The 26,999-nt window shown below is 72.7% G+C and carries 26 protein-coding genes; 17 read left to right on the top strand and 9 right to left on the bottom strand.

The window, feature by feature from the left end; translation table 11 throughout:
- Window positions 1-88 precede the first annotated feature (88 nt).
- Entirely contained in the window at window positions 89-2,878 is a 2,790-nt protein-coding gene (locus JAN01S_RS17310; protein ID WP_157075660.1) for a glycosyltransferase family protein, read from the top strand.
- Window positions 2,878-4,743, top strand: a complete 1,866-nt coding sequence (locus JAN01S_RS08165; protein ID WP_084360104.1) for a glycosyltransferase family 2 protein — start codon at window positions 2,878-2,880, stop codon at window positions 4,741-4,743. Before JAN01S_RS17310 ends, JAN01S_RS08165 begins: the two co-directional genes overlap by 1 nt.
- On the opposite strand, the gene JAN01S_RS08170 is transcribed toward JAN01S_RS08165, so the two are convergent.
- Window positions 4,733-5,887, bottom strand: a complete 1,155-nt coding sequence (locus JAN01S_RS08170) for a glycosyltransferase family 2 protein (RefSeq protein WP_157075661.1) — start codon at window positions 5,885-5,887, stop codon at window positions 4,733-4,735. The genes JAN01S_RS08165 and JAN01S_RS08170 overlap by 11 nt on opposite strands.
- 39 nt (window positions 5,888-5,926) lie before the next feature.
- On the opposite strand from JAN01S_RS08170, the gene JAN01S_RS08175 reads away from it, so the two are divergent.
- The 8 genes from JAN01S_RS08175 (at window position 5,927) to JAN01S_RS08210 (ending at window position 11,080) form a co-directional block, all read left to right on the top strand.
- The gene (locus JAN01S_RS08175) at window positions 5,927-6,421 is read left to right on the top strand and encodes a hypothetical protein (protein ID WP_068316440.1); all 495 of its coding nucleotides are present in this window, start codon (window positions 5,927-5,929) and stop codon (window positions 6,419-6,421) included.
- A gap of 264 nt (window positions 6,422-6,685) precedes the next feature.
- Window positions 6,686-8,014, top strand: coding sequence for a cell wall-binding repeat-containing protein (locus JAN01S_RS08180; protein ID WP_169797191.1), 1,329 nt, complete (start codon window positions 6,686-6,688; stop codon window positions 8,012-8,014).
- A 16-nt stretch (window positions 8,015-8,030) separates the two neighbouring features.
- Window positions 8,031-8,714 (top strand): hypothetical protein, encoded by a 684-nt coding sequence (locus JAN01S_RS08185; RefSeq protein ID WP_157075662.1) that lies wholly within the window; start codon window positions 8,031-8,033, stop codon window positions 8,712-8,714.
- Complete coding sequence (locus tag JAN01S_RS08190) at window positions 8,711-9,253, top strand: MauE/DoxX family redox-associated membrane protein (RefSeq protein ID WP_068316447.1); 543 nt, start codon at window positions 8,711-8,713, stop codon at window positions 9,251-9,253. The genes JAN01S_RS08185 and JAN01S_RS08190 overlap by 4 nt, the downstream gene beginning before the upstream one ends.
- Window positions 9,250-9,768 carry a thioredoxin domain-containing protein gene (locus JAN01S_RS08195; RefSeq protein WP_068316449.1) on the top strand — a complete coding sequence of 173 codons (519 nt, stop codon included), beginning with the start codon at window positions 9,250-9,252 and terminating at the stop codon, window positions 9,766-9,768. The genes JAN01S_RS08190 and JAN01S_RS08195 overlap by 4 nt, the downstream gene beginning before the upstream one ends.
- Window positions 9,765-10,289 (top strand): hypothetical protein, encoded by a 525-nt coding sequence (locus JAN01S_RS08200; RefSeq protein WP_068316451.1) that lies wholly within the window; start codon window positions 9,765-9,767, stop codon window positions 10,287-10,289. Before JAN01S_RS08195 ends, JAN01S_RS08200 begins: the two co-directional genes overlap by 4 nt.
- The gene (locus tag JAN01S_RS08205; protein WP_068316465.1) at window positions 10,286-10,480 is read left to right on the top strand and encodes a hypothetical protein; all 195 of its coding nucleotides are present in this window, start codon (window positions 10,286-10,288) and stop codon (window positions 10,478-10,480) included. Before JAN01S_RS08200 ends, JAN01S_RS08205 begins: the two co-directional genes overlap by 4 nt.
- Window positions 10,481-10,525: 45 nt before the next feature.
- Complete coding sequence (locus tag JAN01S_RS08210) at window positions 10,526-11,080, top strand: hypothetical protein (protein ID WP_157075663.1); 555 nt, start codon at window positions 10,526-10,528, stop codon at window positions 11,078-11,080.
- Here the strand turns inward: JAN01S_RS08210 and JAN01S_RS08215 are convergent.
- Window positions 11,071-12,495: a glycosyltransferase family protein gene (locus JAN01S_RS08215; RefSeq protein ID WP_157075664.1), complete on the bottom strand. Its 1,425-nt coding sequence runs from the start codon at window positions 12,493-12,495 to the stop codon at window positions 11,071-11,073. The two genes, JAN01S_RS08210 and JAN01S_RS08215, sit on opposite strands and share 10 nt — an antisense overlap.
- A 126-nt stretch (window positions 12,496-12,621) precedes the next feature.
- On the opposite strand from JAN01S_RS08215, the gene JAN01S_RS08220 reads away from it, so the two are divergent.
- Genes JAN01S_RS08220 through JAN01S_RS17710 form a run of 3 tightly spaced genes read left to right on the top strand, consistent with a single transcriptional unit; the run spans window position 12,622 to window position 16,521 of the window.
- The gene (locus tag JAN01S_RS08220) at window positions 12,622-13,878 is read left to right on the top strand and encodes a nucleotide sugar dehydrogenase (protein WP_068316474.1); all 1,257 of its coding nucleotides are present in this window, start codon (window positions 12,622-12,624) and stop codon (window positions 13,876-13,878) included.
- Window positions 13,875-14,780: an ABC transporter permease gene (locus JAN01S_RS08225; protein WP_068316480.1), complete on the top strand. Its 906-nt coding sequence runs from the start codon at window positions 13,875-13,877 to the stop codon at window positions 14,778-14,780. The genes JAN01S_RS08220 and JAN01S_RS08225 overlap by 4 nt, the downstream gene beginning before the upstream one ends.
- Complete coding sequence (locus JAN01S_RS17710) at window positions 14,773-16,521, top strand: ATP-binding cassette domain-containing protein (RefSeq protein WP_169797192.1); 1,749 nt, start codon at window positions 14,773-14,775, stop codon at window positions 16,519-16,521. The genes JAN01S_RS08225 and JAN01S_RS17710 overlap by 8 nt, the downstream gene beginning before the upstream one ends.
- Here the strand turns inward: JAN01S_RS17710 and JAN01S_RS08235 are convergent.
- Entirely contained in the window at window positions 16,507-17,649 is a 1,143-nt protein-coding gene (locus JAN01S_RS08235; RefSeq protein WP_157075665.1) for a glycosyltransferase family 4 protein, read from the bottom strand. The two genes, JAN01S_RS17710 and JAN01S_RS08235, sit on opposite strands and share 15 nt — an antisense overlap.
- 202 nt (window positions 17,650-17,851) lie before the next feature.
- Here JAN01S_RS08235 and JAN01S_RS08240 point away from each other — a divergent pair, with 202 nt between their 5' ends.
- Window positions 17,852-18,049: a DUF3073 domain-containing protein gene (locus JAN01S_RS08240; RefSeq protein WP_068316481.1), complete on the top strand. Its 198-nt coding sequence runs from the start codon at window positions 17,852-17,854 to the stop codon at window positions 18,047-18,049.
- Window positions 18,050-18,056: 7 nt separating this feature from the next.
- Here the strand turns inward: JAN01S_RS08240 and JAN01S_RS08245 are convergent, their stop codons facing one another.
- The 4 genes from JAN01S_RS08245 to JAN01S_RS08260 all read right to left on the bottom strand — a co-directional run bounded on the left by JAN01S_RS08245 (window position 18,057) and on the right by JAN01S_RS08260 (window position 21,569).
- Entirely contained in the window at window positions 18,057-18,602 is a 546-nt protein-coding gene (locus JAN01S_RS08245) for a response regulator transcription factor (protein WP_068316483.1), read from the bottom strand.
- Between the two features lie 62 nt (window positions 18,603-18,664).
- Window positions 18,665-19,783, bottom strand: a complete 1,119-nt coding sequence (gene purM / locus JAN01S_RS08250; RefSeq protein WP_068316486.1) for a phosphoribosylformylglycinamidine cyclo-ligase — start codon at window positions 19,781-19,783, stop codon at window positions 18,665-18,667.
- Complete coding sequence (gene purF / locus JAN01S_RS08255) at window positions 19,780-21,315, bottom strand: amidophosphoribosyltransferase (protein ID WP_244884787.1); 1,536 nt, start codon at window positions 21,313-21,315, stop codon at window positions 19,780-19,782. Before purF ends, purM begins: the two co-directional genes overlap by 4 nt.
- A gap of 20 nt (window positions 21,316-21,335) precedes the next feature.
- Entirely contained in the window at window positions 21,336-21,569 is a 234-nt protein-coding gene (locus JAN01S_RS08260; protein WP_068316495.1) for a hypothetical protein, read from the bottom strand.
- A 22-nt stretch (window positions 21,570-21,591) separates the two neighbouring features.
- Between JAN01S_RS08260 and JAN01S_RS08265 the strand changes: the two genes are divergently transcribed.
- Window positions 21,592-22,638, top strand: coding sequence for a Gfo/Idh/MocA family protein (locus tag JAN01S_RS08265; RefSeq protein ID WP_244884788.1), 1,047 nt, complete (start codon window positions 21,592-21,594; stop codon window positions 22,636-22,638).
- On the opposite strand, the gene JAN01S_RS08270 is transcribed toward JAN01S_RS08265, so the two are convergent.
- Complete coding sequence (locus JAN01S_RS08270; protein WP_068316507.1) at window positions 22,622-22,999, bottom strand: sterol carrier family protein; 378 nt, start codon at window positions 22,997-22,999, stop codon at window positions 22,622-22,624. The genes JAN01S_RS08265 and JAN01S_RS08270 overlap by 17 nt on opposite strands.
- A 145-nt stretch (window positions 23,000-23,144) precedes the next feature.
- On the opposite strand from JAN01S_RS08270, the gene JAN01S_RS08275 reads away from it, so the two are divergent.
- Window positions 23,145-25,466 carry a bifunctional metallophosphatase/5'-nucleotidase gene (locus JAN01S_RS08275; RefSeq protein WP_068316509.1) on the top strand — a complete coding sequence of 774 codons (2,322 nt, stop codon included), beginning with the start codon at window positions 23,145-23,147 and terminating at the stop codon, window positions 25,464-25,466.
- A gap of 153 nt (window positions 25,467-25,619) precedes the next feature.
- Window positions 25,620-26,426, top strand: a complete 807-nt coding sequence (locus JAN01S_RS08280; RefSeq protein ID WP_068316510.1) for a spermidine synthase — start codon at window positions 25,620-25,622, stop codon at window positions 26,424-26,426.
- 130 nt (window positions 26,427-26,556) lie between these two features.
- On the opposite strand, the gene JAN01S_RS08285 is transcribed toward JAN01S_RS08280, so the two are convergent.
- Window positions 26,557-26,999, bottom strand: a 443-nt coding sequence (locus JAN01S_RS08285; RefSeq protein WP_157075666.1) for an HAD family hydrolase, incomplete at its 5' end; no start/stop codon positions are given.

The raw sequence follows: 26,999 nt of genomic DNA on the forward strand, positions 1-26,999 counted from the left end.
TGCACCGGCACGAAGTGAGGAAAATGTGACGTCAGCATGGGCAGCCGCGCCCCGGCCGTCCCGGCGACCAGCGCTCACCGCAGTGATCGTGTCGGGTGACGACGCCCCGGCGACGGCGGACCGTCTGGACGGGTTGACCACGGGCATCGGTGACCGCGACGACGTCGAGATCGTCCTCATGCTGACCGGCCCGGTCGACGAGGCCGCCCTCGCGCAGCACCGCGCGGCGGTCATGGCCAGCACTCCGGGCAGCTACCAGGTGGTCCACGCACCCGGTGCGGATCTGGCCACCGTCGTCTCACGTGGTGTTGGCGCCGCGCGCGGCCAGCACGTCACCTTCCTCGGGATCGGCGACGAGGTCTCGCGCGGGTACCTGTCAGCGGTCGTCCGGACGCTGGCTCCCGACACCATCGGAGTGGCCGCCGAACCCGGGTGGACCCCGGCCTGGATCGGTGCGCACCCCATCGCCCAGGGCGTGACGGAGACGAGTCGGATCACCGGCAAGGTCTTCCCCGTCGACGTGCTGCGCGACGTGCCCGTACCCACCGACGTGGCCCCGGGCGCCTGCGGCGCCCTCCTGCTCGCCCGCATCGCCGGCTCGTACCGTCACCAGCACGTCGCGATGTCCGCCGCGCCCGCACGGGCCGGCGCGGTGCACCGCGGTCGCGGTCTCGAGGACGACGACGCCCACCAGCGGGCCATGTCCGGCCTCGCTGACCTGGCCCAGCACGACGAGCGCGTCGACCCACGCTCTGCCGAGGCCCTCTCGCGCATCTGGATGGACCGGCTGCGACGGGAGATCTCCACGGGCCGTCGCGACCTCACCCACGTCCACGAGGCCCTGCGCGCGGACGGCGTCGACGTCCAGCTGGGTGACCTCGTGGGCCCGGCCCCCTCGCGGACCCTCGTCTCGTTCTTCACCGAGCAGGAGCCGAAGGAACGACACCTCGTCGTCGTCCTCGACGACGTCGAACGCGCCACAGGGTTCAGCTCGGCGCTGCGCGGGCTCGCCCGATGCGGTGACAGCCTCGTGGTCGTCCACGCCGACGGGGAACCGTCGTCGAAGCTCGTCAAGTACGCCCGCACGATCGACGTCCGGGAGGACGAGGCCGCAGCGCGCTCCGCCCTGTCCGATGCCGATCAGGTGGTCACCGTGGGCCGTGGCGCCAAGGCCCTGCTCCACCGCCTGGCCCCGGAGTGCGACCACGAGCACGGCGTCGACCACGTGCTCGCCGCCTACCTGGACAAGGCCGCGCGTTCGTCGAAGGGCTCCGCCATGCCCGAAGCGCTCAACCGGGCCGCGAAGCGCCTCTCGACCTCCGGCGAGCACCTCGGTCAGGTCGACCCATGGACCTGGCCGGTCCTCACCTTCGCTGTGGTGCGCCTCCGCGCCGGGGCCCACATCGACGACCTCGTCACCGCAGGAGAGCAGGCCCTTCAGCCGGACTCCCCCGCTCGCACGGCGCTCGACGCGGTCCGGGCCCTCGACGGCTCCGAGAGCCTGGGCGCCCGTGGACTGCAGCTGGTGGCAGATCGCGTCCTGGCCACGGCCGACGAGACCGACCCCGCCGAGGAGCGCATCGCCCGGTTCCTGCACTACCTGGCGATGTGCCTGCTCTTCGAGCCGACCCAGCACACCTCGGTGCCGTCGACCCCGCTCGTCGAGGCACCCGACCGGCACCTGGGCGCGCTCCGGTCCAGTCGCCTCCATCGGCGCGTCATCGACGTGACGCGGCCCGTCGTCACCCCCCGCACCCCCCGGCGTCCCGGGCACGCGGTGCTCTTCGCCGGAGCCTTCCCGAAGTTCCACGGCGTGCTCCATGAGGCACTGTCCGTCGACCACACGGTCGAGCGGGTCGACCTGAGCGGCATCGAGCCCCGCTTCCGCAACGTCATCACAGACCCCGTCACCTTCGTCCAGCTCCTCGACACTGCCGAAGGGCGGCGCAGCCGCCTCCTGGACCGATCCGTGACGCATCAGGTGGGATCCGCCGAGATCGTCGTCGTCGACTGGGCGGACAAGGGTCTTGCTCTGGCCAGCCGTGTCGTGGGGGACCACACCCGACTCTTCGTGCGGGTCCATGGCGTCGACACCCTCAGCCCGTGGGCGCACCTGACGCGATGGGACCGCGTGGACGGCATCATCGCGCCGAGCGAGCACCTCGCCCGGGCTCTCGTCGCCGCCGTCGGCCCGGCTCTCGACGGGGTGCCGGTGCACGTCGTGCCCAACCCGGTCGATGCCTCCAGGTTCACGCTGGACTCGTCCCCGGCAGCCCGCCACACCCTCGGGCTCGTCGGGTGGGCACAGCGGGTCAAGGACCCGCACTTCGCCCTCGACACGCTCGGCCTGCTGCGTGCCGAGGACCCGCGGTGGCGCTTGCGCCTGGTCGGCAACGACTTCCCCGACCCGGCCCGCCCCGTCGAGCAGGCTGCCGCCGACGCCTTCCGTCGTCGCTCGACCCGCAAGGACGTCGCCGGCGGGATCGACTTCGTGCCGTTCACCTCGGACGTCGGTTCGGTGATGTCCGACATCGGGTGGGCGCTCAGCACCTCCCTGCGCGAGTCCTTCCACCTCGGCCTCTTCGAGATGGCGGCGTCGGGCGCCGTCCCCGTCGTGCGGGACTGGCCCGTCTACGCGGGGACCGGGGGTGTGGCCACCCTCGTGCCCGAGGAGTGGGTGATCGCCTCCCCCGAGGCCGCCGCCGAGCGCATCCTGCGGACCGAGTCCGACTGGGAGGAGCAGCGACACCTCGCGCGCCAGTACGTGGTGGACCACTTCGACCACGGCCGGGTGGTCGAGCGGCTGCGCGACATCTTCGCTGCTCCAGTCCCCACTGACACACCCGACCTCAACGCACCGCACGGGAGCACCCACTGATGGACACCCCCCACATCCCCTCCAGCGCCCGTCGAGTGGTCGGCGGAGCCGTCCGCAAGGTCGAGCGGCGCGTGGGACGGCAGATCATCCCGCGGGAGTTGCTCGGTCGACGCCCGTCGAAGGGTGAGACCCAGCCCACCCGGGCGGCCAAGGCCCCGAAGCAGCCCACCGCGCCCGCGGCTCCGGGGGCGGCACCCACGCCGTCGGCGGTCCAGGCAGCCGGGACGTGGTCCGGGCAGCCGCGGACGTCGGTACGCGCCGCGGTGATCGCGGATGATCGCTTCGCCCACCTCCTCGCTCCCGAGTGGCTGCAGACCCGACCCTCCCCCGGCCGCGAACTGGGCGCCGACCTGGACCTCCTCCTCGTACAGCTGGACACCGACGGTGTCCCGGGCTGGGACGAGCGGGCCGCGGCCGCCACGGTCCGAGCCGCGGTCGAGGCCGGCGTCCCGGTCACGGTCTGGGCCACCGCGGCCGGCCCCGTCCCTGCGTGGCTCAAGCACTGCACCGGCGTGCTCGCCTCGGACGAGGCCGCGTTCGCCGCCCTGACCGACGCCGGTGCCTCCGTGACGCGGGTGGCCCCCTTCGTCCAGCCCCTCACGCAGGGTCCGGCCGGCAACAGCGAGTCGAGCAGCCGCCGCGCCCGCCGGATCGGGATCGTCCTCGACCACCGAGCCACCTTCGACGATGAGTCGTTGCGCGAGGTGTACGCCCCTGCGCTCGAGCGGATGCCGCGTCGCGAGGTCGCGATGGTCGCGACCCACGAGGAGCACAGCCCACTCGTGCTGCCCGAGGGTCTCCCTGATCGCATCCAGGCGGTCGGCCCCTGGGCCGACCTCGGCGGCAGCGTCCGCGCGGTGACGGCCGTCATGGACCTGTCGGGCACCTCACCGTGGGCTCCGTGGACCTCCCTGGCCGCCGGCATGGGCGGCACCCCCCTGGTCGGCGCCACCGGTCCGACCGGTGCACTGCCGCAGGACATCGCCGCCCTCGTGCCGCGCGCCGAGACCGCCTTCGACCTGCGCACCGACCTCGGGGCACGGATGCGCCAGACGGAGCTCTCCCGGCGCGAGGGTCACCTGCTGCTGCGTTCGATCGTGCGCTCGCACACCGCGGGTCATCGCGTCCGGGACCTCCTCGCACCCTCGGGCATCGCCCTGAGCGCTCCCGAGCGGACCGTGTCGGCGATCGTCCCGACCAACCGGACCCACGAGCTGGACAACGTCTTCACCAACCTCGGCCGCCAGGAGGACGTCGACGTCGAGCTGGTGCTCGTCCTGCACGGTCTGACCACTGCGCACGACGAACTGCGCGCCGCTGCCGCCGAGGCGGGGGTGCAGAACCTCGTCATCGTCGAGGCCGATGCCTCACTCACGCTGGGCGCGTGCATGAACCTCGGCGTCGACGCCGCCTCGGGCCGGTACGTGGCGAAGATGGATGACGACAACTACTACGGCCCGCAGTTCCTGGCCGACCTCGTCGACTCGTTCGAATACTCCAGCGCCGGCATCACCGGCAAGTGGTGCCACTACGTCTGGCTCTCGTCCTCCCGGGCCGTCGTGCTGCGGTTCCCCGAGCACGAGCACCGGTTCGGCAACCGGGTGCAGGGCGGCGCGATGCTCTTCAGGTCGGAGGTCGTGCGACACCTGCGCTTCAGCGACATCCCCCGGCGGGTCGACTCGGACATCCTCGACCGCGCCCACGCCGAGGGCATCGGCATCTACAGCGCCGACCCGTACAACTTCGTCTCCGTGCGAGGTGCCGACCGACATGCCCACACCTGGACCGTGGGCGACAGTGTCTTCCTCACCGACACCGGTGACCTGCGGTTCTTCGGCGACCCGCGGGAGCACGTCACCCTCTGACGCGGCCCCACGTGCCGAAGTCCGGGTGCCGCAGCAGGCCGAGCCACTGCTCGCGAGCGCCGACGAGGAAGTGGCCCAGGTCCGCCGACCACGTGTGGTCCGTCCCGGCCTGACGGACGTAGACGTAACCGATGTCGTGGGGGCGGTAGATCTCGGCGCCGGCGCTCCCGGCTGCCCGCATGAGGGCGCTGTCGACGGCGCGCGGCACGTCGGCCCAGCCGCCGAGGGCCCGCAGGTCGGCCGCCGCCATGAGGATCGTCCCGCCCGCCACCCGGTGGACGAGCGTCTCGGGCGTGCCGACGATGCGACGCACGGTCGTGTCGAGGGGCTCGAGGTGGACGACCGTCGCGCTCTTGCCGACGACCGTGGCGCCCGAGTACTCGTGCGCCAGCACGAGATCGAGCAGGTGGTCCGGGCCGTAGTGGTCGTCGTCGTCCATCTTGGTGAGCAGGTCCCCACTGGCTGCCTCGGTCGCGAGCGCGAGCGCGTGACCGAGGCTGCGGTCCGCGGGGGCACCGATGACGCGCAGTGGCAGATCGCCGACGTCCGGTCGGGGCACCTCGGCGGGGTCGCCTCCGTGCACGGCGACGATGACTTCCACCCGGCGATACGTCTGGGCCCGGATCATGGCCGAGATGTCCGCGAGCAGCTCGGGACGACGCGTGGGCAGCAGCACCGAGACGGTCGGTGCCCCGTCGACCTCGGCCCGGGGCCTGAGGATCTCGCGCCGTTGCCGGACGGCAGCAGCGTCGAAGGCGAGGTCCCCGGGTCGTCCATGGGCGACCCCGGGGATCGTCGCGGCGACACCCCGCGCCACGGTGGCCGGCAGGTCACCGACGACGAAGGTTCCGCGCGCGACGGCACGCGTGACGAAACCGGCCAGCAGGCGCGTGGTCGCTGCATCGAGCGCAGGACCGGTCGGCTCGGCGTCGACGCGCAGGGCGTGGACCTGGTCGAGACGGCCCAGGCCCTCGATGAGCGCGCCGCCCTCGGTCCAGGAGCCGGACAGGCGGCGACGCCACGGCACGGTGAGCGACCAGCCGGACCCGGCCAGCTCCAGGCACGCCCGGCGATCGGTCTCCGGTCCGGGCACTCGACCCCGGGGGGTGTCCCCCTTCGCCGGGGCGGTCGCGGACGGGCACATGGACCCACGGTAACCGGGGGTGCGCCCTAAGGTGATGCCATGACCGCAACGCTGTCCCCGCCAGAGGTCGATGGCGACCACACCGGCGGTGCCGACGAACTGGTGCGGGTGCTGGGGACGGCCGATGAGGTCCTCGTGCGTCGCAGCGGCACCCGGCTGGCACCGGGTGTGCCCGCTCGGCTCGTCCACGCGCTGCACCGTCCGCACCGTCGCCTCGTCCGGGTCCTGTGTGACGGTGGGCCCTGCTACCTCGCTCGCACGGAGCTGCTCACCCAGGCCCTCCGACACGGCATCACCGCCGACGAACTCGTCCGTGACGCACCCGACCTCGACCGGCGCCTCGCCGAGACCCTGCAGATCGTCGACCCGCACGAGATGACCCGGGTGGACGACCCGGCCGCCGGACGCTGGCGGGTGTGGGTGGACGCGAGCGCCCTCGGCGAGGAATCGCCCGGGCGATGGCTGGCCTCGTGGTCGCGCCGCCGGGCCGGTATCGTCAGGCGCGAGATCGTGCGGTTGCGACAACGGTCCTGACCGGATCCGACCGCACGCAACCGATGTGCCGGCACGGGCGTCGGATGCACTGAGGGACGGATGCACTCGCGGGAGGGGCAACGCATGCGACCACGTCGACGGGGACTGTCACGGGGGACGGCCGCAGCCGGGATGTTGGGGCTGGCGATGGCTGTCGTGGCGGCCACTCCCACGCAGGCCGGGCCGACGGAGGCGACCGCCAGCGACGATGTGGGCCACTCCTTCACGGACAGGCCCTGGGGTCAGGCACCGTGCCCGGAGGGCATGTCCCGACGCCGGACCGTCTACACCAACAGCTTCGAGGACGGCCTGCCCTGGGCCCGGTTCGCCCACGGGTGGAGCTCGGTCACCTCGTCGTCCTCCTCGGGCAGCAAGGTCGCCCGCTCGCGCATGACGGCGGGTCAGAGCGACCCGGGAGAGTACTTCCACCTCCCGATGCAGCAGGTGACCCCCGGCGAGCACACCCGCGTCGCCATGGCGTCGCGCGGCACCATGGGCCAGCGTCGTGGCTGGGTCACGGCGAACTCCGTGCGGTACCAGACCAGCGGTTCCTCCTCCTGGCGCGGGGTGAGCGTCAACATCACCGGTGCCACCGACGACGACGGGGGCTGGATCGGGACCTACATCGAGCAACGACGCACCTCGGGCGTCAACTCCGTGTGGGACATCGACAACCTCCAGATGTACACCTGCCGGGACAACCGCACCACGCGCATCTTCGGGGCCACCCGATATGAGACGGCCGCCGCCATCACCCGCAGCTACTCCGCACGCCAGCCCGTCGTCTACGTCGCCCGCGGGGACGCCTTCCCCGACGCCCTGGCCGGCGCAGCCCTGGCGGGCCACAAGGGAGCCCCCCTCCTCCTCGTCGAACCCGGTCGGGTGCCGACGGCCGCCGCCCGGGAGCTCGAGCGACTCGATCCCGCGTCGATCGTCGTCCTCGGCGGCCCCGACGCGATCTCCGACGGCGTGGTGCAGCAGCTGCGTGGCCACTCGGGGCAGGTGCGGCGTCTTGCTGGCGATCTGCGGTGGGAGACCTCGGCGCTGGTCGCCCAGGAGTTCGACGACCCTGACCGCATGTACCTGGCGACGGGTCGTGATTTCCCCGATGCGCTCTCGGGTGGCGCTCTCGCGGGGAGGGACGGCGCTCCGGTCCTGCTCACCGACACGGCGACGCTGCCGCCCGTCGTGGCCGACGAGATCCGACGGGTGCGGCCCTCGGAGGTCGTCATCCTCGGCGGCCCGAACGCGGTCCAGCTCGCGGTCGAGAGCCAGGTGCGTGCCCTCGGGGTGTCGGTGAGACGGCTCCAGGGCGCCACCCGGTACGCCACCTCCGCGGCGATCGCCGAGGCCTTCGGCAATGGGCCCGACCGCTCGTACCTCGCGACGGGCACGGACTTCGCCGACGCACTCGCGGGGTCGGCCCTCGCCGGACACACCGCCTCCCCGCTGCTGCTCACCGAGCCCAACCAGATCCCGGCGCCGGTGAATGCCCGGTTGACCGCGATGTCCGAGCGCACGGGTCACGTCCTCGGCGGCCAGGACGCCGTCGCCGCCATCGTCCGTGACCGATACGGCCGGACCCTGCCGTGACCCGAGGGGAGTCTCGATGAGGACGCGCACACGCATGCTCGACGGCGAGCTGCTCGACGTCGACGCACCGGGCGCGGCGACGCTGTCGACCGCCACGGCCGTGTCGGTCGTCGACGTGGACAGCACGGAGCTGGAGCTGACCGCGGGACCCCTTGAGGTCCTGGAGTTCTTCCTGTCGTCGACCTCGACGACCCTGGACCGACAGGTGACCCTGCGCAACCAGCTGACGATGCGCCACGGAGCGCTCGGCGGCACGCCCCGTCACGGGCGCGCCTTCGCCGTCGAGGTCGCGGAGCACCGGGTCTTCGGGTCCGTCCCGCCCGGGCTCGCGCTCGACGACCTCACGGCGTGGTTGGGGCGCATGACCTTCGCCAGCACGCGTGAGGGCGCCCGGGTCGATCTTGGCCCCGGGCAGTCGTGGTCGGCGACCCGCGCCCACGCGGTCGCGCAGCATGTCGGACTGGACGCTGACACCGGGTACCTCCTCGACGTCCGGCGGGCGCGAACGCGCTCCGCCCGGGCCCGCACTGCCGGCCACGCGGTGCGCGGGGGCTCGCTCTCCCGCAGCCCGCGCAGTGACGAGCACCGTCACGTCGTGCTCGACGCGCCCGAGTTCGTCTCCTACGGTCTGCCCCTGGCGGCCACGAGTCTCGACGAGGTGGCGACGTCGATGTCGACCCTGACCACGGAGCTGGCATGACGCCGGTGGCACTGCTCACCTGCGCGCTCGTCCTGGGTGCCACGGGCCTGGGACATGCGGCTGCGCCCGGTCGCACACGGCAGGAGATCGCCGCCCACCGGGTCCTCCCCCGCCCGCTCGCCCACGTCGTCGCCCTCGCCCTGCCGCCCCTGGAGCTGGGCATCGCCGCACTGCTCGTCGGGGCCGTCCTGACGCCTCAGGTCGCGCTCGACCGGTGGTCTGGTGGGGCGGCCGCGCTGCTCCTCACGGCCTTCGCCGGCTACCTGGCCCTCGCGCTGCGGCGGGGTGCCGGGGGCCTGCCCTGCGCCTGTGGGGCCGGCACCGCCCCCCTGGCCGGCTGGAGCGTGGCGCGGGCCGCGCTCCTGGCCGGGTGCGCACTGCTGGGGGCCCTCCTTCCCTCGCCCCTCGCGATCACGTCTCGACCGTGGGCGGAGGTGGTGATCGTCGGCTGCGCCGCGGTGACCTTCGCGATCGGCCTGTGGGCGTTGCCCTCGGCCCGCCATGACCTGGGCGCCCGCCCCCGAGAGGCGCACCCGTGAGCTTCACCACCGCAGCCCTGCTCGTCTCGTGGTTGGCGATCGCACTCCTCGCCTTCGGCATGGCTGGCCTGATGCGCCAGATCGCGGTGCTCACGGTGCGCCTGGAGCACGGCCAGTCCAGCGGCAGCCGTCGCACCACCCGGGACCTCATCGGCTTCTCCCTGCCCGACACCGGCCCCGGCGGCCCGCTGCGCGGCCCCCGCGGCTCGCTCGTCCTCTTCAGCTCGCCCGCCTGTGCCAGCTGCGGCGAAGCCCTCGAGGACCTCGCCGGCATCCACACCGACCGCGACCTCGTCGTGGTCTCCAGCGGTGGGTGCGCCGGGGTCGAGTCGCGGCTGCCCGCCGCCCGGTGCGTCGAGGACGGCGGCGACCTGATGGACCGGCTCGCCGTCCCTGCCACGCCCTACCTCGTCGCCATCGACGCCGACGGCACGATCCGCGACGTCCTGCTGCCCTCCGGACCCGACGACATCGCCGCGTGGGCTCCGACCATGCCGACCCAGGAGCAGAGATGACCATTCGCTTCGACGACCTCCCCGAAGCCGACCAGGGGCTGCTGCGATCTCGCCTCGTCGCCGTGCCGCGCACCCGGCGCGGGGTCCTGCGGACCGTCCTGGGCGCGGGGTCCGCCGTGGCACTGGGCACCTTCACCCTCATCAACAACGGCGCCCAGCGCGCCGCGGCCGCAACATACTTCAACGACTGGACCAGCACCTCGTCCGGACCGTGCGGAGCCGGTGGCTATGCGTCCGGGCACACCGAGGCCGGGGCCAAGTGCGGCCCGTCGACGCCGTGCTACGACCGCACCTGCTGCTGGAAGTACCACAACGGCGCCGGCAACCGGGTCGGGTGGCACACCCAGGGGCCGGGCCGCGGGAGCCGCTACTACACCCACCGCCCCGACGCCTGTTACGCCGGCACGTACGACTCGTGGCACTGGCGCTTCAGCGACGGCAGGACCTACCGCTGCTCGGACGGCTGGACCTGCTCCACGACCGGTGGGTGCTACCGCTCGATCTGTCCCTGGGCCGTGTGAGCACGCAGACCGGCTCCCGCCCCACACCGACGCGTCGATGGGTCGCCGACCCCCTCGCCGCCCTCGTCGTGGTCGGCGGCCTGGTCGTCGCCCTCATCACGACCAGCGCGGCCGGCCACACCATCCCCCCGGCCGGGTTCCTCATGCTCGGCGTCACGGCCGCCGGTCTGGCGCTCTCGGGCTCGACCTGAGGCATCAACAGCGCATGGGCGCTGTTGGCCTCGGTCCGGGGCCAGATGGGTCGACTCCCCCTGTGGGGCTCCTTCGCTGCCGGCACCACGCTGGGCGGGGGTGCCACCGGGGTGGTCGTCGCGGTCATCGCAGGACTTGTCTCGGTCGTGCCCGAGCCGGTCCGGTGGTGGGGCCTGCTCGCCACCGCGCTCGTGGTCGTGGTGCTCGACCTCGTCGAACCCGTCCTCCGCCTGCCCCAGCGGACCACCCTCATCCCGCAGGAGGTCTTCGCCCGTGGCATGGCGACGGGGATCTTCCGCTTCGGGCTCGAGTACGGCACCGGTGTGCGCACGCTGGTGCCGTCGGCCGCACCCTGGGTTGCCCTGCTGACGATCATCGCGTGGAATCCGCACTGGGTCGTCACGCTCGTCGCGGGGCTCGTCTTCGGCCTGTCCCGGTCGCTGGCCGTGTTGCAGTTCGTGCTGCTGGGTGCCGACGGATGGCAGGCATTCCTCGCCGGACACACGCGGCTGCTCGAGCGACTCGGCACCCTCGTCACCGCACTCGCCTGCCTGCTGGCGGTCGCGTCCGCCGTCGGGTGGGGCCCGCCCTACCGATAGATCCAGCGAGCGATCTCGGCCCGGGCCCGCCGGTACTCCGGTGAGGACCCCTGCACGAGGTGCTCCAGCGGTGCGTTGCCCAGCCGGTGCGCCGGCAACTCCTGCGTCAGGCGAAGGGGGCGCCGCCCCCTTCGTCCCGTCCCTGAGGCTCCCTCGTCGGTGACGAGGTCGACCGGCGTGCGCGGGTCGGGCAGGGCCCGTCGCCACACCGGCGGCCCCCACCCGGTGGCCGCGAGGGGCGCCGGCGGCGCCGCGCCCGCGGCGAGGTCGACGAGCAGGTGGGCGGTCTCGCGCCCCCCGGTCGTGTCGGGCAGGTCGGCACAGACCTCGCGCAGCCGCTCGCCGGTGTCCGGCTCGAGGGCGGTGGTCACCGCGGCGCGCACCGCGTCACGGTCATCGGGCGGTGCGCTCAGGCAGACGCCGGACGCCGCGAGGGTGGCCGCGCGCCCGGGCTGGTCGTCGGTGCCGAGCGACTGCCCGGGCACGAGCACCGTCGGGACGCGGGCGCCGAGGAGCTCGTGCACGGAGTTGTAGCCTGCGGCGCTCACCGCAGCGTCGAAGGCGGCCAGCGAGCGCGCGAGCGGGTAGGTGTCGGTGAGCAGGACGAGGTCGTCGCCGGAGATACCGTGCCGCGCCAGGGCCGGGCTGGTCACGGCGACCTGCCAGTCGGGCGCCACCCTGCGGACCACGTCGAGCGCGACCTGCGCCGGCGAGGCGACGTCCTCGAGCGCCCCAGTGCCGGGCGTCAGCAGGAGCGCGGGGCGGTCCGGGTCGAGACCGAGCGCGCGACGCGCGGTCGCCCGGTCCTGCAGCTCGATCGCGTCCGCGATCGAGATCGGGGCGACGCGGTGCGCGTCGTCGCGCCCCACCGTCGCGCCGCGGTCGCCCTCTGCGGCGAAGTCACCCGGCTCGACGACGAGGTCGAACAGGCCCGCGTGCTCGAGCCACTGCTCCCCCGCACCCGGGCGCCACATCCCCCGTCGCATCCAGACGAAGGGGGTCCCCTCCAGCCGTCGTCGCGCCTCCCGCAGTCCCGCGTACGGCACGACGCCGTCGAAGAGGACGAGCCGGGCACCGGTCTCGGCGACGAGCGCGTGGAGCCGGTCGGCGAAGTAGGGCTCCCAGCCGTAGGCGGGGTGGACCTCCCGCAGCCGCCGGCCGAGGCCGCCGCTCGGCAGCCACCCGCTCTTCCTGCTGGGGCAGTACTCGGTGCGCACGCCGCGCAGCTCCGGCAGGCGCCCCTCGGCGACGGCGGTCGCAACCGTCGGCAGGGCGCCGGAGAGGGACATCAGGACCGGGTCGAGCCGGTCGGGGGCGCTCAGGGCGACGGTCAGCTGACGGGTCAGGTGACCCATGCCCACCCCGTTGCTCGTGACGAGCAGTACCGGCAGCGGCGTGTCGGGGGGTGCGGACATGCCGCTCACCCTAGGTCCCGGCTGCACGCCGCACACGGCATCCATCGGTATGATCCTCGCCAGACACCGGCGAGCTCGGTCGCTCCCACGGGAACCGCGGGAGCAGGACAACCAGAAGGAAGTACTGTGGCGGACGTCGCGATCATCGGTCAGGGATACGTCGGACTCCCCCTGGCGCACGAGGCCTCCAAGGTCGGGGTCAAGGTCCTCGGCTTCGACATCAACCAAGGTGTGGTCGACGACCTCAACTCCGGCACGTCCCACATCGACGACCTCTCCGACGACGACATCCGCGGGATGCGCGAGGCGGGCTTCGAGGCCACGACCGATCCGTCGCGCCTCGACGAGGTCAAGACCATCGTCATCTGCGTCCCCACCCCGCTGTCCGAGGACGGTGGCCCCGACCTGGGCCCGATCAACTCCGCCGTCAAGACGATCGCCGAGCACCTCCAGCCCGGCCAGACGATCATCCTCGAGTCGACGACCTACCCGGGCACGACCGACGAGGTCGTGCGCCCGGCCCTCGAGGCCGGCGGCCTCGTCGCCGGCAAGGACTTCTTCCTCGCCTTCTCCCCCGAGCGCATCGACCCGGGCAACGAGAAGTTCGGCGCGAAGAACACCCCCAAGGTCGTCGGCGGCCACACCCCCGCCTGCGGCGACGCCGCGGCCGCCTTCTACGGCCAGTTCGTCGACACCGTCGTGCGCGCCAAGGGCACCCGCGAGGCCGAGACGGCCAAGCTGCTGGAGAACACCTACCGGCACATCAACATCGCCCTGGTCAACGAGATGGCGCGCTTCTGCCACGACCTCGACATCGACCTGTGGGACGTCATCGCGGCGGCCAAGACCAAGCCCTTCGGCTTCCAGGCCTTCTACCCCGGCCCCGGCGTCGGCGGGCACTGCATCCCGATCGACCCCAACTACCTCTCCTACAACGTCCGCGCGAAGCTGGGTTACCCCTTCCGCTTCGTCGAGCTGGCCCAGGAGATCAACGCGACGATGCCGGCCTACGTCGTCCAGCGCGCGCAGAACATCCTCAACGAGGACAGCAAGTCGCTGCGCGGCTCGACCGTCCTCCTGCTCGGCGTCACCTACAAGCCGGACATCGCCGACCAGCGCGAGTCGCCGGCCGTCCCCCTCGCCCAGCAGCTCATCGCGAAGGGGGCCAGCGTCCAGTACTTCGACGCCAAGGTCGCCGACTGGAAGGCCGTGCCGGAGGCCGAGCGGGTCGATGACCTCGACGCCGCCGTGGCCGCCGCGGACCTGACGATCCTCGTGCAGAACCACAAGACCTTCGACATCGAGGCGCTGTCGGGCAAGGCCCAGCGGTTCTTCGACACCCGTGGCGTCGCCGAGGACAGCGACAAGGTCGAGCGTCTGTGACGGAGGCCCCGCAGCGGGCTCCCCTCCCTTCGCCCATCAGCTCGGAGGAGGCCGCACGCCTCGCGGCCGAGCACGGGCTGCGGACGCTCAGTGAGCGTCCACCGCTCCATCGCTACCTGGTCGACCTGTGGCAGCGTCGGTCCTTCGTGTGGACGCTCTCGTCGGCCGAGTCCTACGCCAAGAACGAGGACAACCAGCTCGGCCAGCTGTGGGCCGTGCTCAACCCGGCACTGCTCATCCTGAGCTACTACGCAATCTTCGGATTGCTGCTGGGAACCCGCGGCGGCATCGACAACTTCGTCGGCTTCCTCTCGATCGGGGTGGTGATGTTCGCCTTCACCTCGACGGTCGTCACCCGCGGGGCCAAGGCCATCACCGGCAACCTGTCGCTCGTGCGCGCCCTGCACTTCCCCCGAGCGATCCTGCCGATCGCCGTGACGTTGACGGAGTTCATCGCCGCGCTGCCGGCCTTCGCGTTGCTCTTCGCCCTGATGTTCCTCACCGGGGAGAGCCCGGACTGGGAGTGGCTGCTCTTCCCCGTGGCGGTGCTCCTGCAGGGGATCGCCCTGCTCGGCTTCGCCTTCATCTGCGCCCGACTGGTCAACATCTCCCGCGACATCGGCAACCTCATCCCCGTGGTGGTGCGGCTGCTGCGTTACGTCTCGGGCGTCTTCTTCCCGGTGCTCCACTACGCACAGAGCCTGCCCGACGCCGTCGGCAATGTGCTGATCTACCAGCCCTTCGCCCTGATGCTCACCCTGGGACGGCAGTCCCTCCTCGGGGGCGAGGGATTCGACGTCGTGCTCACCGACTGGCTCGCCATGGCCGCGTGGGCCCTCGGTCTGGCGGCCATCGGGTTGGTCGTCTTCTGGTGGGACGAGGCGAGGTACGGCCGTGGCTGAGGCAAGCGGACCCGGGACGCCCACCGTCATCGTCAGCCACCTGGACGTGCACTACACCGTCTTCGGCGGCGGTCGACGCGGCGTGCCGAGCGGGCAGGGCACGCCGACGTCCTTCACGGACCGGCTGCGGCGCCACCGGCCGACCCCCAAGGTGCGCCAGATCCATGCGGTCAAGGACGTCAGCTTCGTCGCCCGGCACGGTGAGTCCATCGGGATCATCGGCCGCAACGGATCGGGCAAGTCGACGCTGCTGCGGGCGGTGGCGGGCCTGATCCCCCCGTCGTCCGGTCGCCTGTGGGTCTCGGGCGAGCCATCACTGCTCGGCGTCAACGCGGTCCTGATGAGCAAGTTGAGCGGCGAGCGCAACATCTACATCGGCGCCCAGGCGCTGGGCCTGTCCAAGGCCGAGATCGCCGAACGCTTCGACGAGATCGTCGAGTTCTCGGGGATCGGCGATGCCGTCTACCGGCCCATGAGCACGTACTCCTCCGGGATGGGCGCGCGCCTGCGCTTCGCGATCTCGACGGCCGCGACGCCGGACGTGCTCATGATCGACGAGGCCCTGGCCACGGGCGATGCCGACTTCCGGCACAAGAGCGCCGAGCGGATCGCGAGGATCCGTGAGCAGGCCGGCACGGTCTTCCTCGTCTCGCACTCCAATGGCAGCATCCGGCAGATCTGCGACCGGGTCCTGTGGATGGACCAGGGGCGCCTGATCATGGACGGTCCGACCGAGGAGGTCCTGCCGCAGTACGAGGCCACGCTGCCGCAGAAGAAGCGCAAGAAGGTCGTCGAACCCGCCGACCCCGCGGTCCCGGGAACCGTGCGCCATGGCGGCCGTGACCGGCTCGACGTGGCCGCGGCCGTGACCCACAACTTCTGGAGCTCCGGCGTCGACGGCGCCTTCGTCGTCAGCACCCATCGTCTCGCTGCCGCGCGTGCGGTGACGCCCGTGGCCGCACGGCTCGGCTGGCCGCTGCTGTGGGTGCGGCCCGGCGCCGTGCACACGGCGACCCGCAACGAACTCGAGCGGCTGCGTCCCCAGCGCCTCGTCGTCGTCGGCGGCGAGGGGCTGATCTCGTCGGAGACCTACGAGACCCTCGAGAGCCTGGCGGTCGGGTCCATCGAACGTCTGGGCAGCGATGACAGTGCGGTCACGTCCGCGGCGCTGGTCCGGGAGTTCCCCCCGACGGACACCACCCATCTGCACGTGACCCTGCCGCACAGCGCCGGCAGCGCGCCGGCGGTCTCGCTCGCAGCCGCTGTCCGCGGCCAGGCGGTCTTCCTCCTCGACGCCTCGTCGTGCCCCGACACCGCGTACGAGGCCCTGCAGGATCTGGCCCCGAGCGTCATCACCTTCCACGGAGCGGAGGAGGACTGGTCCGCCGACGTGCTGGACCGGGTTCGGCAGGCGACCGGCGCCCGCGTCGAGTTCGAGGCAACCGGCGGGCCGATGGCGCTGGCCGCCGGATTGTGGGAGGACACCGCGCCGGGGGGCCGCATCCTGGTCACGGGTCAGTCCGCGCTCGAGGTCCTCACGGCCTCGGTTGCCGCGGTTCACGCCGGCATCCCCCTCCTGCTGACCACCGCGGACCGACTGCCCGGCCGGGTGCGCAAGACCATCGAGCGGCTCGCGCCCCGAGAGATCGTCATCGCGGCCACGGTCACGGGACTGCCGGCGCCCATCCGCGAACGCCTCGGCACGCTCGTCGGTGGACGCTCTGACTCATCGTCGGGGTGAGCGCTCCCGGGCGATGTCGGTGAGGGCCGCGACGAAGGCGGCGCCGCCCTTCGCCCAGTCGTAGCGCGCGCGGACGAGCTCGCGTCCACGCTCGCCCATGCCGGCCGCCCGCTGCGGGTCGCGCCACAGCTCCACCGCCGCGTCGGCCGCGGCCTGCGCGTCGTCGAAGGGCACGACGAGCCCCGCCTGCGCCTCCTGCACGATCTCGCGCGCGAGCGGCAGCGGCGTCGTGATCGCCGGGACGCCGTGGGCGAGGTACTCGACGACCTTGGTCGGCATGGAGCCGCGGTAGTTGGGCAGGTCGCGCAGCAACGAGAGCCCGGCCAGCGCACCGTCGATGGTCGCCATCGCGCGCTCGGCGGGCTGGAAGCCGTGCCACACGACGACGCCCTCCGCGACACCGGCCTCCATGGCCGCGCGGGACGCGTCGTCACGTGCCGGTCCGACGACCTCGAGGGTGATCGCGCCGTCGGAGGCGGCGTGGGCCAGTCGTGCCGCATCGACCATCAGCTCGCTGCCACGGGCGGTCGTGAGGTTGCCGACGTGCACGAGGCGGGCGCCGCCGGCGGGCGGCACCTCGGGCGGGACGACCACGGCATTGGGCACGACCGTGTGCGACCCGCGGAAGCGGTCGGCGTAGGCGTGCTCGGCGAGCAGCAGCGGGTGGCGTCGCTCGACGAGCCGCTCGGCGAGCCGCCAGGCACCCGCGACGGGACGACGAAGGGGGCCCGGCAGCCAGTCCTTGACGACGAGCGCCCCGGCCGGGTCCTCGTGCACATCCCACACGAGGTGCTCCAGCCCCAGCCCGGCCGTGGCGGGCAGCAGCTCGGGGTCGTGGACGAGGACGACGTCGTGCTCCGGGGCGAGCCGGCGCACGACGGCGCGGGCGGCCCGCGCGGCCGGGAGCCGGTCGCGGCCGGCGGCCCGCGGCAGGTCGATGCAGGTGAGTCCGTCCTCGGGCGCGGGGACGGGCAGGTCGTGGCCGACGAAGGGGGCCAGGTAGGTCACCTGCCAGCCGGCGGCGAGGAGCGCGGCGATCTCACGGTGCCGGATCCGGGAGTCCTGCGGGTGGTGCACGACGGTCACGACGAGGGCGCGCAGGGTGTCCGGATCGGTGCTGGCGGCCACGGTGCTCCCTCGGGTCGGCGGGTCGGGCCGATCCTACGTCGCCGCCCCTCGGACCGATGGCACGGATCCGGTCCGGCTCATGTACCGTTGGTCCCACGAGAAACCACACAGATCCGGGTCCGCTTTGGTAGTTCCGCCGTCCTCTCGAGGGTGGCGGGAGGATCAGGGCCGACCCGCACTAGCGTAATGAGGGGGTCACGCCATGGGGCGCGGCCGAGCGAAGGCGAAGCAGACCAAGGTTGCCCGCGAGTTGAAGTACTACTCGCCGGACACCGACCTGCGAGCGCTGGAGGCGGAACTTCACGGCCAGTCCGGGTCGTCGGCGGGTCACTCGGCCCATGACGCCCGCCAGGACGTGGACGAGGACGACTACGACGACTGGTCGCCGCCGGAGCGGTGACCCTCGGTCAGAGCAACCCCTGACGACGGGCTTCGGCCGCGGCGGCTTCCCTGCGCCGCACCCCGAGCCGTCCGTACGTGTGCGACAGGTGTGACTTCACGGTCGACAGGCTGAGGTAGAGACGCTCGGCGATCTCCTGGTTGCCCAGGCCCCGGTCGACGAGGCGCAGCACCTCCACCTCCCTCTCCGTCAGCGGCGGCGCCTCGCGGCGCACGCGCTGCACGAGCGGTCCCGTGGTGGGCTGGTCCGGCGCGGCGACGTCCCCACGAGCGGCGGCCCTGATCGCCGCACCGATCTGCACCGGGGTGCTCGACTCCGCCAGACACCCGTGCGCGCCGGCGGCGATGACCGCCTCGGTGGTCTCGACCTGCTCGGTGAGCACCACCCAAGCCGGGTGGTCGGCCCGCTCCGGTCGCCCGAGGACGGCAGTCGCCTCCGCCCCCACGTCGAGCCCACCCGTCAGCACCACGACGTCGACACCACGTGTCGAGGCGACCTCGGCGAGCGTCGCGGCGGGCGTGATGACGTCGAGGTCGGGCTCGGCCGCGAGCACCGCGACGAGCGCCTGGCGCCTGCTCTCGGCGGCGTCGGCGACGAGGACCCGGACGGCGGGTGTCAGGCGTGCTCCCCGACGACCTGCACGGCCCCGCCGTGCACCCCCTTCGCCCCCTGGACGACCTCGACATCCGGCACGGGCTCGGTCGTGGCCGCGTCGGCGACCTCACCGAGGACCCAGGCCTCGATGCCGGCGGCCCGGGAGCGGGCGATGGCGGCGTCGACCGACGCCTGCGGGAGGGCGGCGACGAAGCCGATGCCCATGTTGAGGGTGCGCTCGAGGTCGGCGCGGGGCACCGAGCCCAGCTCGCCGACGAGCGAGAAGATCGGGGGCGGCGTCCACGTCGCCCGGTCGACGCGGGCGATCGTGCCCTCGGGCAGCACGCGGGCGAGGTTGGCGGCCAGGCCGCCACCCGTGACGTGGCTGAGGGCGTGCACGTCGACGTCGTCGGCCCGCACGAGGTCGAGCAGTGCCTTGGAGTAGATGCGGGTGGGCTCGAGCAGCTCATCGCCCAGGGCGCGGCCGAGCTCGTCGACGTGGCGGTCGAGCTGCCACCCGGCCGAGGCGATGACCCGGCGCACGAGCGAGTACCCGTTGGAGTGCAGCCCCGAGGAGGCCAGGGCGATGACGACGTCACCGGCGGCCACGCGGTCGGGGCCGAGGACCTCGTCGTGCTCGACGACGCCCGTCGCGGCACCGGCCACGTCGTACTCGTCGGGGTCGAGCAGGCCCGGGTGCTCGGCGGTCTCGCCGCCCACGAGCGCGACGCCGGCGAGCTCACAGCCCCGCGCGATGCCGCCGACGATCGCGGCGATCCGCTCGGGCACGACCTTGCCCGTGGCGATGTAGTCGGTCATGAAGAGCGGCTCGGCGCCGCAGACGACGATGTCGTCGACGACCATGCCGACGAGGTCCTGGCCGATCGTGTCGTGGCGGTCCATCGCCTGCGCGATCGCCACCTTGGTGCCGACGCCGTCGGTGGAGGTCGCGAGGACCGGGCGCCGCATGCCCTGCAGGGCGGAGGCGTCGAACATCCCGGCGAAACCACCCAGGCCACCGAGCACCTCTGGGCGGGTCGCGCGGCGCACGGACTCCTTCATCAGGTCGACGGCCTTGTCACCGGCCTCGACGTCGACTCCGGCGTCGGCGTAGGTGATGGGGGTCTGGTCGGTCGTCACGGTCGGCGCACCGCTTCCTCGATCGGGGAGAACTCGAGCTCCAGCAGGGACTTGCCGAGGCGGTCCTCGCTCGGCAGCTCCATCGGGTAGGTCCCGGAGAAGCAGGCGGTGCACAGCTCGTCGCGGGGCTGGGCGGTCGCGGCGACCATGCCGTCCTCGCTGATGTAGCCGAGCGAGTCGGCGCCGAGCGAGGTGCAGATCTCCTCGACGCCGAGGCCGGTCGCGATGAGCTCGGCCCGCGTGGCGAAGTCGATGCCGAAGAAGCAGGGCCACTTGATCGGCGGCGAGGAGATGCGCACGTGCACCTCGGCGGCGCCGGCCTCGCGCAGCATCCGCACGACGGCGCGCTGGGTGTTGCCGCGGACGATCGAGTCGTCGACGATGACCAGCCGCTTGCCCTTGATGACGTGGTGCAGCGGGTTGAGCTTGAGCCGGATGCCGAGCTGGCGGATCGTCTGGCTCGGCTGGATGAAGGTACGGCCGACGTAGGCGTTCTTCACCAGACCTTGGCCGAAGGGGAGGCCGGACTCCTGCGCGTAGCCGATGGCTGCGGGGGTGCCGGACTCGGGCGTCGCGATGACGAGGTCGGCGTCGACCGGGTGCTCGCGGGCCAGGGTGCGGCCCATCTCGACGCGGGCCTCGTGGATGGTTCGGCCGCGGATCGTCGTGTCGGGGCGGGCGAGGTAGACGTACTCGAAGACGCAGCCCTTGCGTGTCGGCTCGGCGAAGCTGCGGGTGCGCAGCCCGTCCTCGTCGATGGCGACGAGCTCGCCCGGCTCCACCTCGCGCACGAAGGAGGCGCCGACGATGTCGAGGGCGGCGGTCTCCGAGGCGACGACCCACCCACGCTCGAGCCGGCCGATGACGAGCGGCCGCAGGCCCTGCGGGTCGCGGGCGGCGTAGAGCGTGTCCTCGTTCATGAAGACGAAGCAGAAGGCGCCCTGCAGCTTGGGCAGCAGCTCCATGGCTGCCTCTTCGAGGGTGCGGTCCTCGTCGTGGGCCAGCAGGGCGGTGACGAGCGCAGTGTCGGTGGTGTTGCCGCGGCGCAGCTCGCCGTCGGTGATCCGGCGGATGCGGCCGTCGTCGCCGGGGATCTCGCCGCCGTGGCTCTCGACGAGCTCGCGCAGCTCGGCGGAGTTGATGAGGTTGCCGTTGTGGGTCAGGGCGACGGTGCCCGCATCGTGGCCGCCAAGGGTGGGCTGCGCGTTCTCCCACGTGGACCCACCGGTCGTGGAGTAGCGGCAGTGGCCGACGGCGATGTGCCCGCGCAGGGTCGACAGGCTGCGCTCGTCGAAGACCTGGGAGACCAGGCCCATGTCCTTGTAGACGAGGATCTGGTGACCGTTGGAGGTGGCGATGCCCGCCGACTCCTGACCGCGGTGCTGCAGCGCGTACAGCCCGTAGTACGTCAGCTTGGCGACGTCCTCGCCCGGCGCCCAGACGCCGAAGACGCCGCAGGCGTCCTGGGGGCCCTTCTCCCCGGGAAGCAGGTCATGCGACAGGTTTCCGTCTCCGCGTGGCACGACGTTCATTCTCCCACAGGACGTGGGGCCTACTTCCGGTAGGTGAACAGGGCCGCGACCACGGCTCCGACGAGCGCGCCGAGGAGCAGCCCGAGCATGCTCATGTACCCGAGGGCGGCCCCCGGGTCGTAGATGACGTCGAAGCCCTCGTCGCGGTTGGGGCCGAACCACGACACCGCCGCGAAGAGGATGAACCCGATGACCGCGCCCGTGGCGATGAAGGGCAGGGGCTTGGGGTTGCTGCGGGGCCGCTTGGTGCTCACCCCTCCATCGTAGGTTGGCTGCATGAGCAGCCAGCGCCCGCATGCCGACGTGCCGGGGATGAAGCTCCCCACGCCACGCACCCCCGACCCGGCGAGCGCGCCACCGCTGCGGTGGGGCCTGCTCGGGGCGGGCTGGATCGCCTCCCAGATGGCCTTCTCCCTCCAGGGGACCAGCCAGCAGGTCGTGGCCGTCGGGTCGCGTGACGCAGACCGGGCGGAGCGGTTCGTCGCGGCGCACGCCCCCGATGCCCGGCCGCACGGCGACTACGCGAGCCTCGTCGCCGACCCCGAGGTCGATGTCGTGTACGTCGCGAGCCCGCACAGCGAGCACCTCGAGCACGCGCTGCTCGCGATCGCGGCCGGCAAGCACGTGCTCGTCGAGAAGCCCATGGCCCCCACGGCCGGCGAGGCCGCGCAGATCGTCGCCGCCGCGCGCGCGTCCGGCGTGTTCTGCATGGAGGCGATGTGGACCCGGTTCCTGCCGCACGTCGACGTGCTGCGGCAGGTGCTCGACGCCGGGCTGCTCGGCGAGGTGAGCACGGTCCTCGCGGACCACTCGATCCGGCTCTGGCCGGACGGGCCCGAGCGCCTGGCCAGTCCCGACCTGGCGGGCGGGGCGATGCTCGACCTGGGCATCTACCCGTTGTCCTTCGCCTCCCTCGTCCTCGGCGGCATCGAGTCGGCGACCGGGCTCGGCTCGCTCACCGACCGCGGGGTGGACCGCCGGCTCGCCTTCGCGGTGCAGGGCCCGACGGGCGCGGTCGGCTCGCTCGCGACCGACATGTCCGTCTCGTCGCCGACGACGGCGTCGGTCAACGGCACCTGGGCGCGGCTCGAGCTGGAGACGATGTTCTACATGCCGACGACGATGCGTCTCGTCGGCGCCGACGGGGTCGTCCTCGACACGATGGAGGGCGACCCGATCGAGCAGCACCGCGGGCTGCGCCACGAGGCCGTCGAGGTCGCGCTGCGGGTCGCGGCGGGCGACACCGAGTCCCCCGTCATGCCGCTCGACGAGACCGTGCGCCTGCTCGAGGTGGCGGAGGAGCTGCTCAGCCCCCTTCGCTGAGGGGCAGGTACGCGGAGAGGTCGGTGCGCTGCCCGCTCACGCGGACCCGACCCGCAGCCACGCCGTCCGCCCAGGCGAGCTCCCCGGTGACCAGCTCCAGCCAGGTCCGCGGGTCGGTCTCGACGACCGCTGGCGGGGTGCCGCGGGTGTGCACCGGGCCGGCGACGCACTGCACGGCGGCGAAGGGGGGGACCCGCACCTCTACGCTGCGGCCGGGGGCGGCGTCGGCGAGCTCGGCGGTCGTGTGCCGCACCGCCGTCGCCAGGATCGGGCGGGGCACGCTCGCGCGGACCTCCTGCTCCGTCCACGCCGTGAGCGCGGCCCGTCCCTCGTCCACCGGTACCCGTCGTCGCGTCGCCACGGGCCCATCCTCTCGCACCCAACGTTCACCCTCCGGCCAGATGGGGTACCCCCTTCGTCGGGCACAGGTCCCCCGAGTGCGGCACAGTTCGCACTGGTGACCCGTACCGGGTCCGTCACACCGCTGTGTCTGGGAGGAAACCGACATGTCCCTCATGAGGAAGGGTGCGTCGATGCTCATCGGCGCGGGCGCGGCCACCGCGCTCGTCGCGAGCGCCGGCGCGGCCCACGCCGCCGACCCCGTCGAGCCGGGCGGGATCGACCCGTCGCTCACGAGCGTCAACCTGCTCAACATCAACGACTTCCACGGTCGCATCGACAGCGACGGGACCGGTGACCTGGGCAAGGCCTTCGCCTGCACCGTCGTCACGACCCGCGCCGGCCTCGGCGAGGACTCGACCGTGCTGCTGTCCGCAGGTGACAACATCGGCGCCTCCCCCTTCACCTCCTCCTCGCAGGAGGACCTGCCGACGATCGAGTTCCTCAACGCGCTCGGCCTGCAGGCCACCGCCGTCGGCAACCACGAGTTCGACCGCGGCTTCTCCGACCTGACCGGTCGGGTCGACCAGGCGGCGGACTTCGAGCTCCTGGGCGCCAACGTCTACGAGCGCGGCACGACCACCCCGGCGCTGTCCGAGTACGAGGTCATCGAGGTCAACGGCGTGCAGGTCGGCGTCATCGGCGCCGTCACGCAGCAGACCCCGTCGCTCGTGTCTCCGCAGGGCGTGGCCGGGCTCGACTTCGGCGACCCCGTCGAGGCGGTCAACCGGGTCGCGGCCCAGCTCAAGGACGGCGACGCCACCAACGGCGAGGCCGACATCATCGTCGCCGAGTACCACGAGGGCGCGACCGCGGGCGAGGGCAGCTCGCTCGAGGCCCAGGTCTCCGCCGGCGGCATCTTCGCCTCGATCGTCGAGGACACCAGCGCCGACGTCGACGCGATCTTCACCGGCCACACCCACCAGGGCTACGTCTGGGACGCCCCGGTCCCCGCGGGCGAGGGCACCCGTCCGGTCATGCAGTCCAACTCCTACGGCGACGTCCTGGGGCAGCTGGAGCTGGGCTTCGACCCCGCGACCGGTGAGGTCGTCGAGTACGCCGCGACCAATGTCCCGGTCGTCGACGCCACGCAGGAGTGCGCGAGCAACACCACCTACACCACCGCCGCCGGCATCGTCGACGGCGCGGTCGAGCAGGCCAACGAGATCGGCCAGGAGGTCATCGGTGAGGTCACCGACGACATCACGACCGCCCACAAGGACGGCGCCCGCGACGACCGCCTCCGCGAGTCCACGCTCGGCAACCTCACCGCCGACATCTGGCTCGACGCCCTCAACCAGCCGGGTCGCCCCGGCGCCGACATCGGGATCATGAACTCGGGCGGTCTGCGCGCCGAGCTGATGTACGAGCCGAGCGGCTCCGAGGAGCCCGGTGAGGTGACGTACGCCGAGGCCGCCGCCATCAACCCCTTCGCCAACACGATGATGACGGTCGACATCACGGGCGCGCAGTTCATCACCCTGCTCGAGCAGCAGTGGCAGCCGGAGGGCGCCTCGCGTCCCTTCCTCAAGTTGGGCCTGTCCGACAACGTCAGCTACACCTACGACCCGGATGCGGCTGCCGGTGAGCGGATCACGTCGGTGAGCGTCGACGGCGCCCCGATCGACGAGTCGGCCACCTACACGGTCACCTCGGGCTCCTTCCTCATCGGCGGTGGTGACAACTTCACCGTCCTCGCCGAGGGCACCAACGCCACGGACACCGGCCTGATCGACACCGACGCCTTCGTCAACTACTTCCTGCGCAACGACGCCGTCAGCCCCGACTTCCGCAAGCAGGGCATCGCGGTCACCGGCGCTCCCACCGAGCTGACGGCCGGTGACGAGGTCTCCTTCACCGTCTCCGACCTCGACCTGACCTCGCTCGGCGCGCCGAGCAACACCGAGGTCGAGGTCTTCGTCGGTGACACCTCCGTCGGGACCTTCCCGGCCACGGCCGACAGCATCGACGGCGTCCCGACCCGCAAGGGCAGCGCCGACGTGAGCTTCACGGTCCCGCAGGACCTGGCCGAGGGTACGGCCAGCCTGCGCATCGTGGCCTCGCCGACCGGGTCCGAGGTCTCGTGGCCGGTGACCGTGAGCGCCGGTGGCCCGACGAGCACGAGCACCAGCGCCTCGGGCACGTCCACGAGCACCTCGGGCACGAGCACCAGCACGAGCACCTCGGGCACGAGCACCAGCACGAGCACCTCGGGCACGAGCACGCCGACCGCCACCTCGACGTCCGACACCCCGGCCCCGACGATCACGGGTGACGACACGGACCCGACCGGACCGGTCGTCGAGACCGACCTCCCGGGCGGACCCCTCGACGCCGGTGTCGTCGGCTCCGGTCTGGGTCTGCTGGTTGCGGCCGGAGCGGCCCTGACGATCGCGGCCACCCGCCGCGCCGCCTCGCGTCGCCACTGACGCCGGGCACCCACGCCGGGTTCACACCACACCAGGGGGCCACGCACCGACACGGTGCGTGGCCCCCTTCGTGGCTTCGGACGAAGCGAAGGCTTCGAGGCTCCTTCGTCGCACCTCAGCCAGCGTCCACGGTCCAGGTGCGAGGGTGTCCCCATGGCAGAGGTCGAGATGGTGCCCGACGAGCACGGCGGCGTGACGGTGATGCGGGACGGGCACCCGCAGAGCCACGTCGACGTCGACGACCCGGAGCACCTCGTCTTCGAGTACGTGCAGCACATGGCCGCGGTGCTCGACGCCTGCTTCCCCGGACCGGACCCGATCGGCGTGACGCACGTCGGGGGTGCGGGGCTGACCCTGCCGCGCTGGGTGCACGCGACCCGGCCGGGCTCACCGCAGATCGTGCTCGAGCCCGACGAGGCCCTCACGGCCACCGTGCGAGCCGAGCTGCCGCTGCCGCGCGGCCACCGGATCCGGGTGCGCCCCCAGCTCGGGCGGCCCGGGGTCGAGGCACTCAAGGACACCTCCGCGCACGCGGTCGTCGTGGACGCCTTCGACGCCGGGCGGGTGCCCGCCGACCTGCAGACGAGCGAGTTCTTCGGTCACGTCGCGCGGGTGCTGAGGCCCGACGGGGTGCTCGTCGTGAACAGTCCCGACGAGCCCGGGTGGCGCCACCTCGCGGACGTCGTCGCCGGGCTGCGCGGGGCCTTCGCGCACACCGCACTCGTCGCGATGCGCGACGTGCTCAAGGGGCGCCGCTACGGCAATGCGGTGCTCGTCGCGGCGCACCGCACGCTCGACCTCGACGAGATCCGGCGGCAGGTGGCGCGCTGGCCCTTCCCCTCGGGCGTGCTCGCCGGTGCCGAGCTGACCCGGCGCACCGCCTCCGGGAGGGCGCTCACGGACGGCGGGTCCCGCCCTTCGCCCCCCGCTCCCGACCCGGGCGCCTGGCGCGTGCGCTGACCACCCACCACCACCCCCCAGCGACAAACTGTGGCTCGCTACACCTGCGAGGGTCAGCCACACGACGTGCTGTGGCTGACCCTCGAAAATGTGGCCAGCCACAGTTTGTGGGAGCAGGGGTGGCGCGACCTCAGCCCAGGGCGGTCAGGCGCGAGATGACCGAGGGCAGGTCGGCCATGTCGTCGATGACGGCGTCGGCGCCCTCGAGCCAGCCCGTCGGCGTCAGGTCGCTGCGGTAGCCGACGACGGGCATGCCGGCGGCGACGGCCGCTTCGATCCCGGCCCGGCTGTCCTCGACGACGACGCAGCGCTCCGGGGCGAAGCCCAGCTCGCGCGCGGCGAGGAGGAAGACGTCGGGCGCCGGCTTGCCGTGCTCGACCTGCTCGGCGCTGAAGCGCACCGCCTCGGGAAAGTACCCGTCCAGGCCGGTCCGACCGAGCTTGGTGCCGATCGCCGCGAGCAGCGAGCCGGACGCGACGCACACCTCGAGGCCCAGCTCGCGGACGGCCGCGACGGCCTCACCGGCGCCGGCGATCGGCTCGAGCTGCTCCTGGCTGCGGAGGAACTCCGCCC

This window comes from Janibacter anophelis NBRC 107843 (genome assembly GCF_001570945.1).
Classification (GTDB): Bacteria; Actinomycetota; Actinomycetes; order Actinomycetales; family Dermatophilaceae; genus Janibacter; species Janibacter anophelis.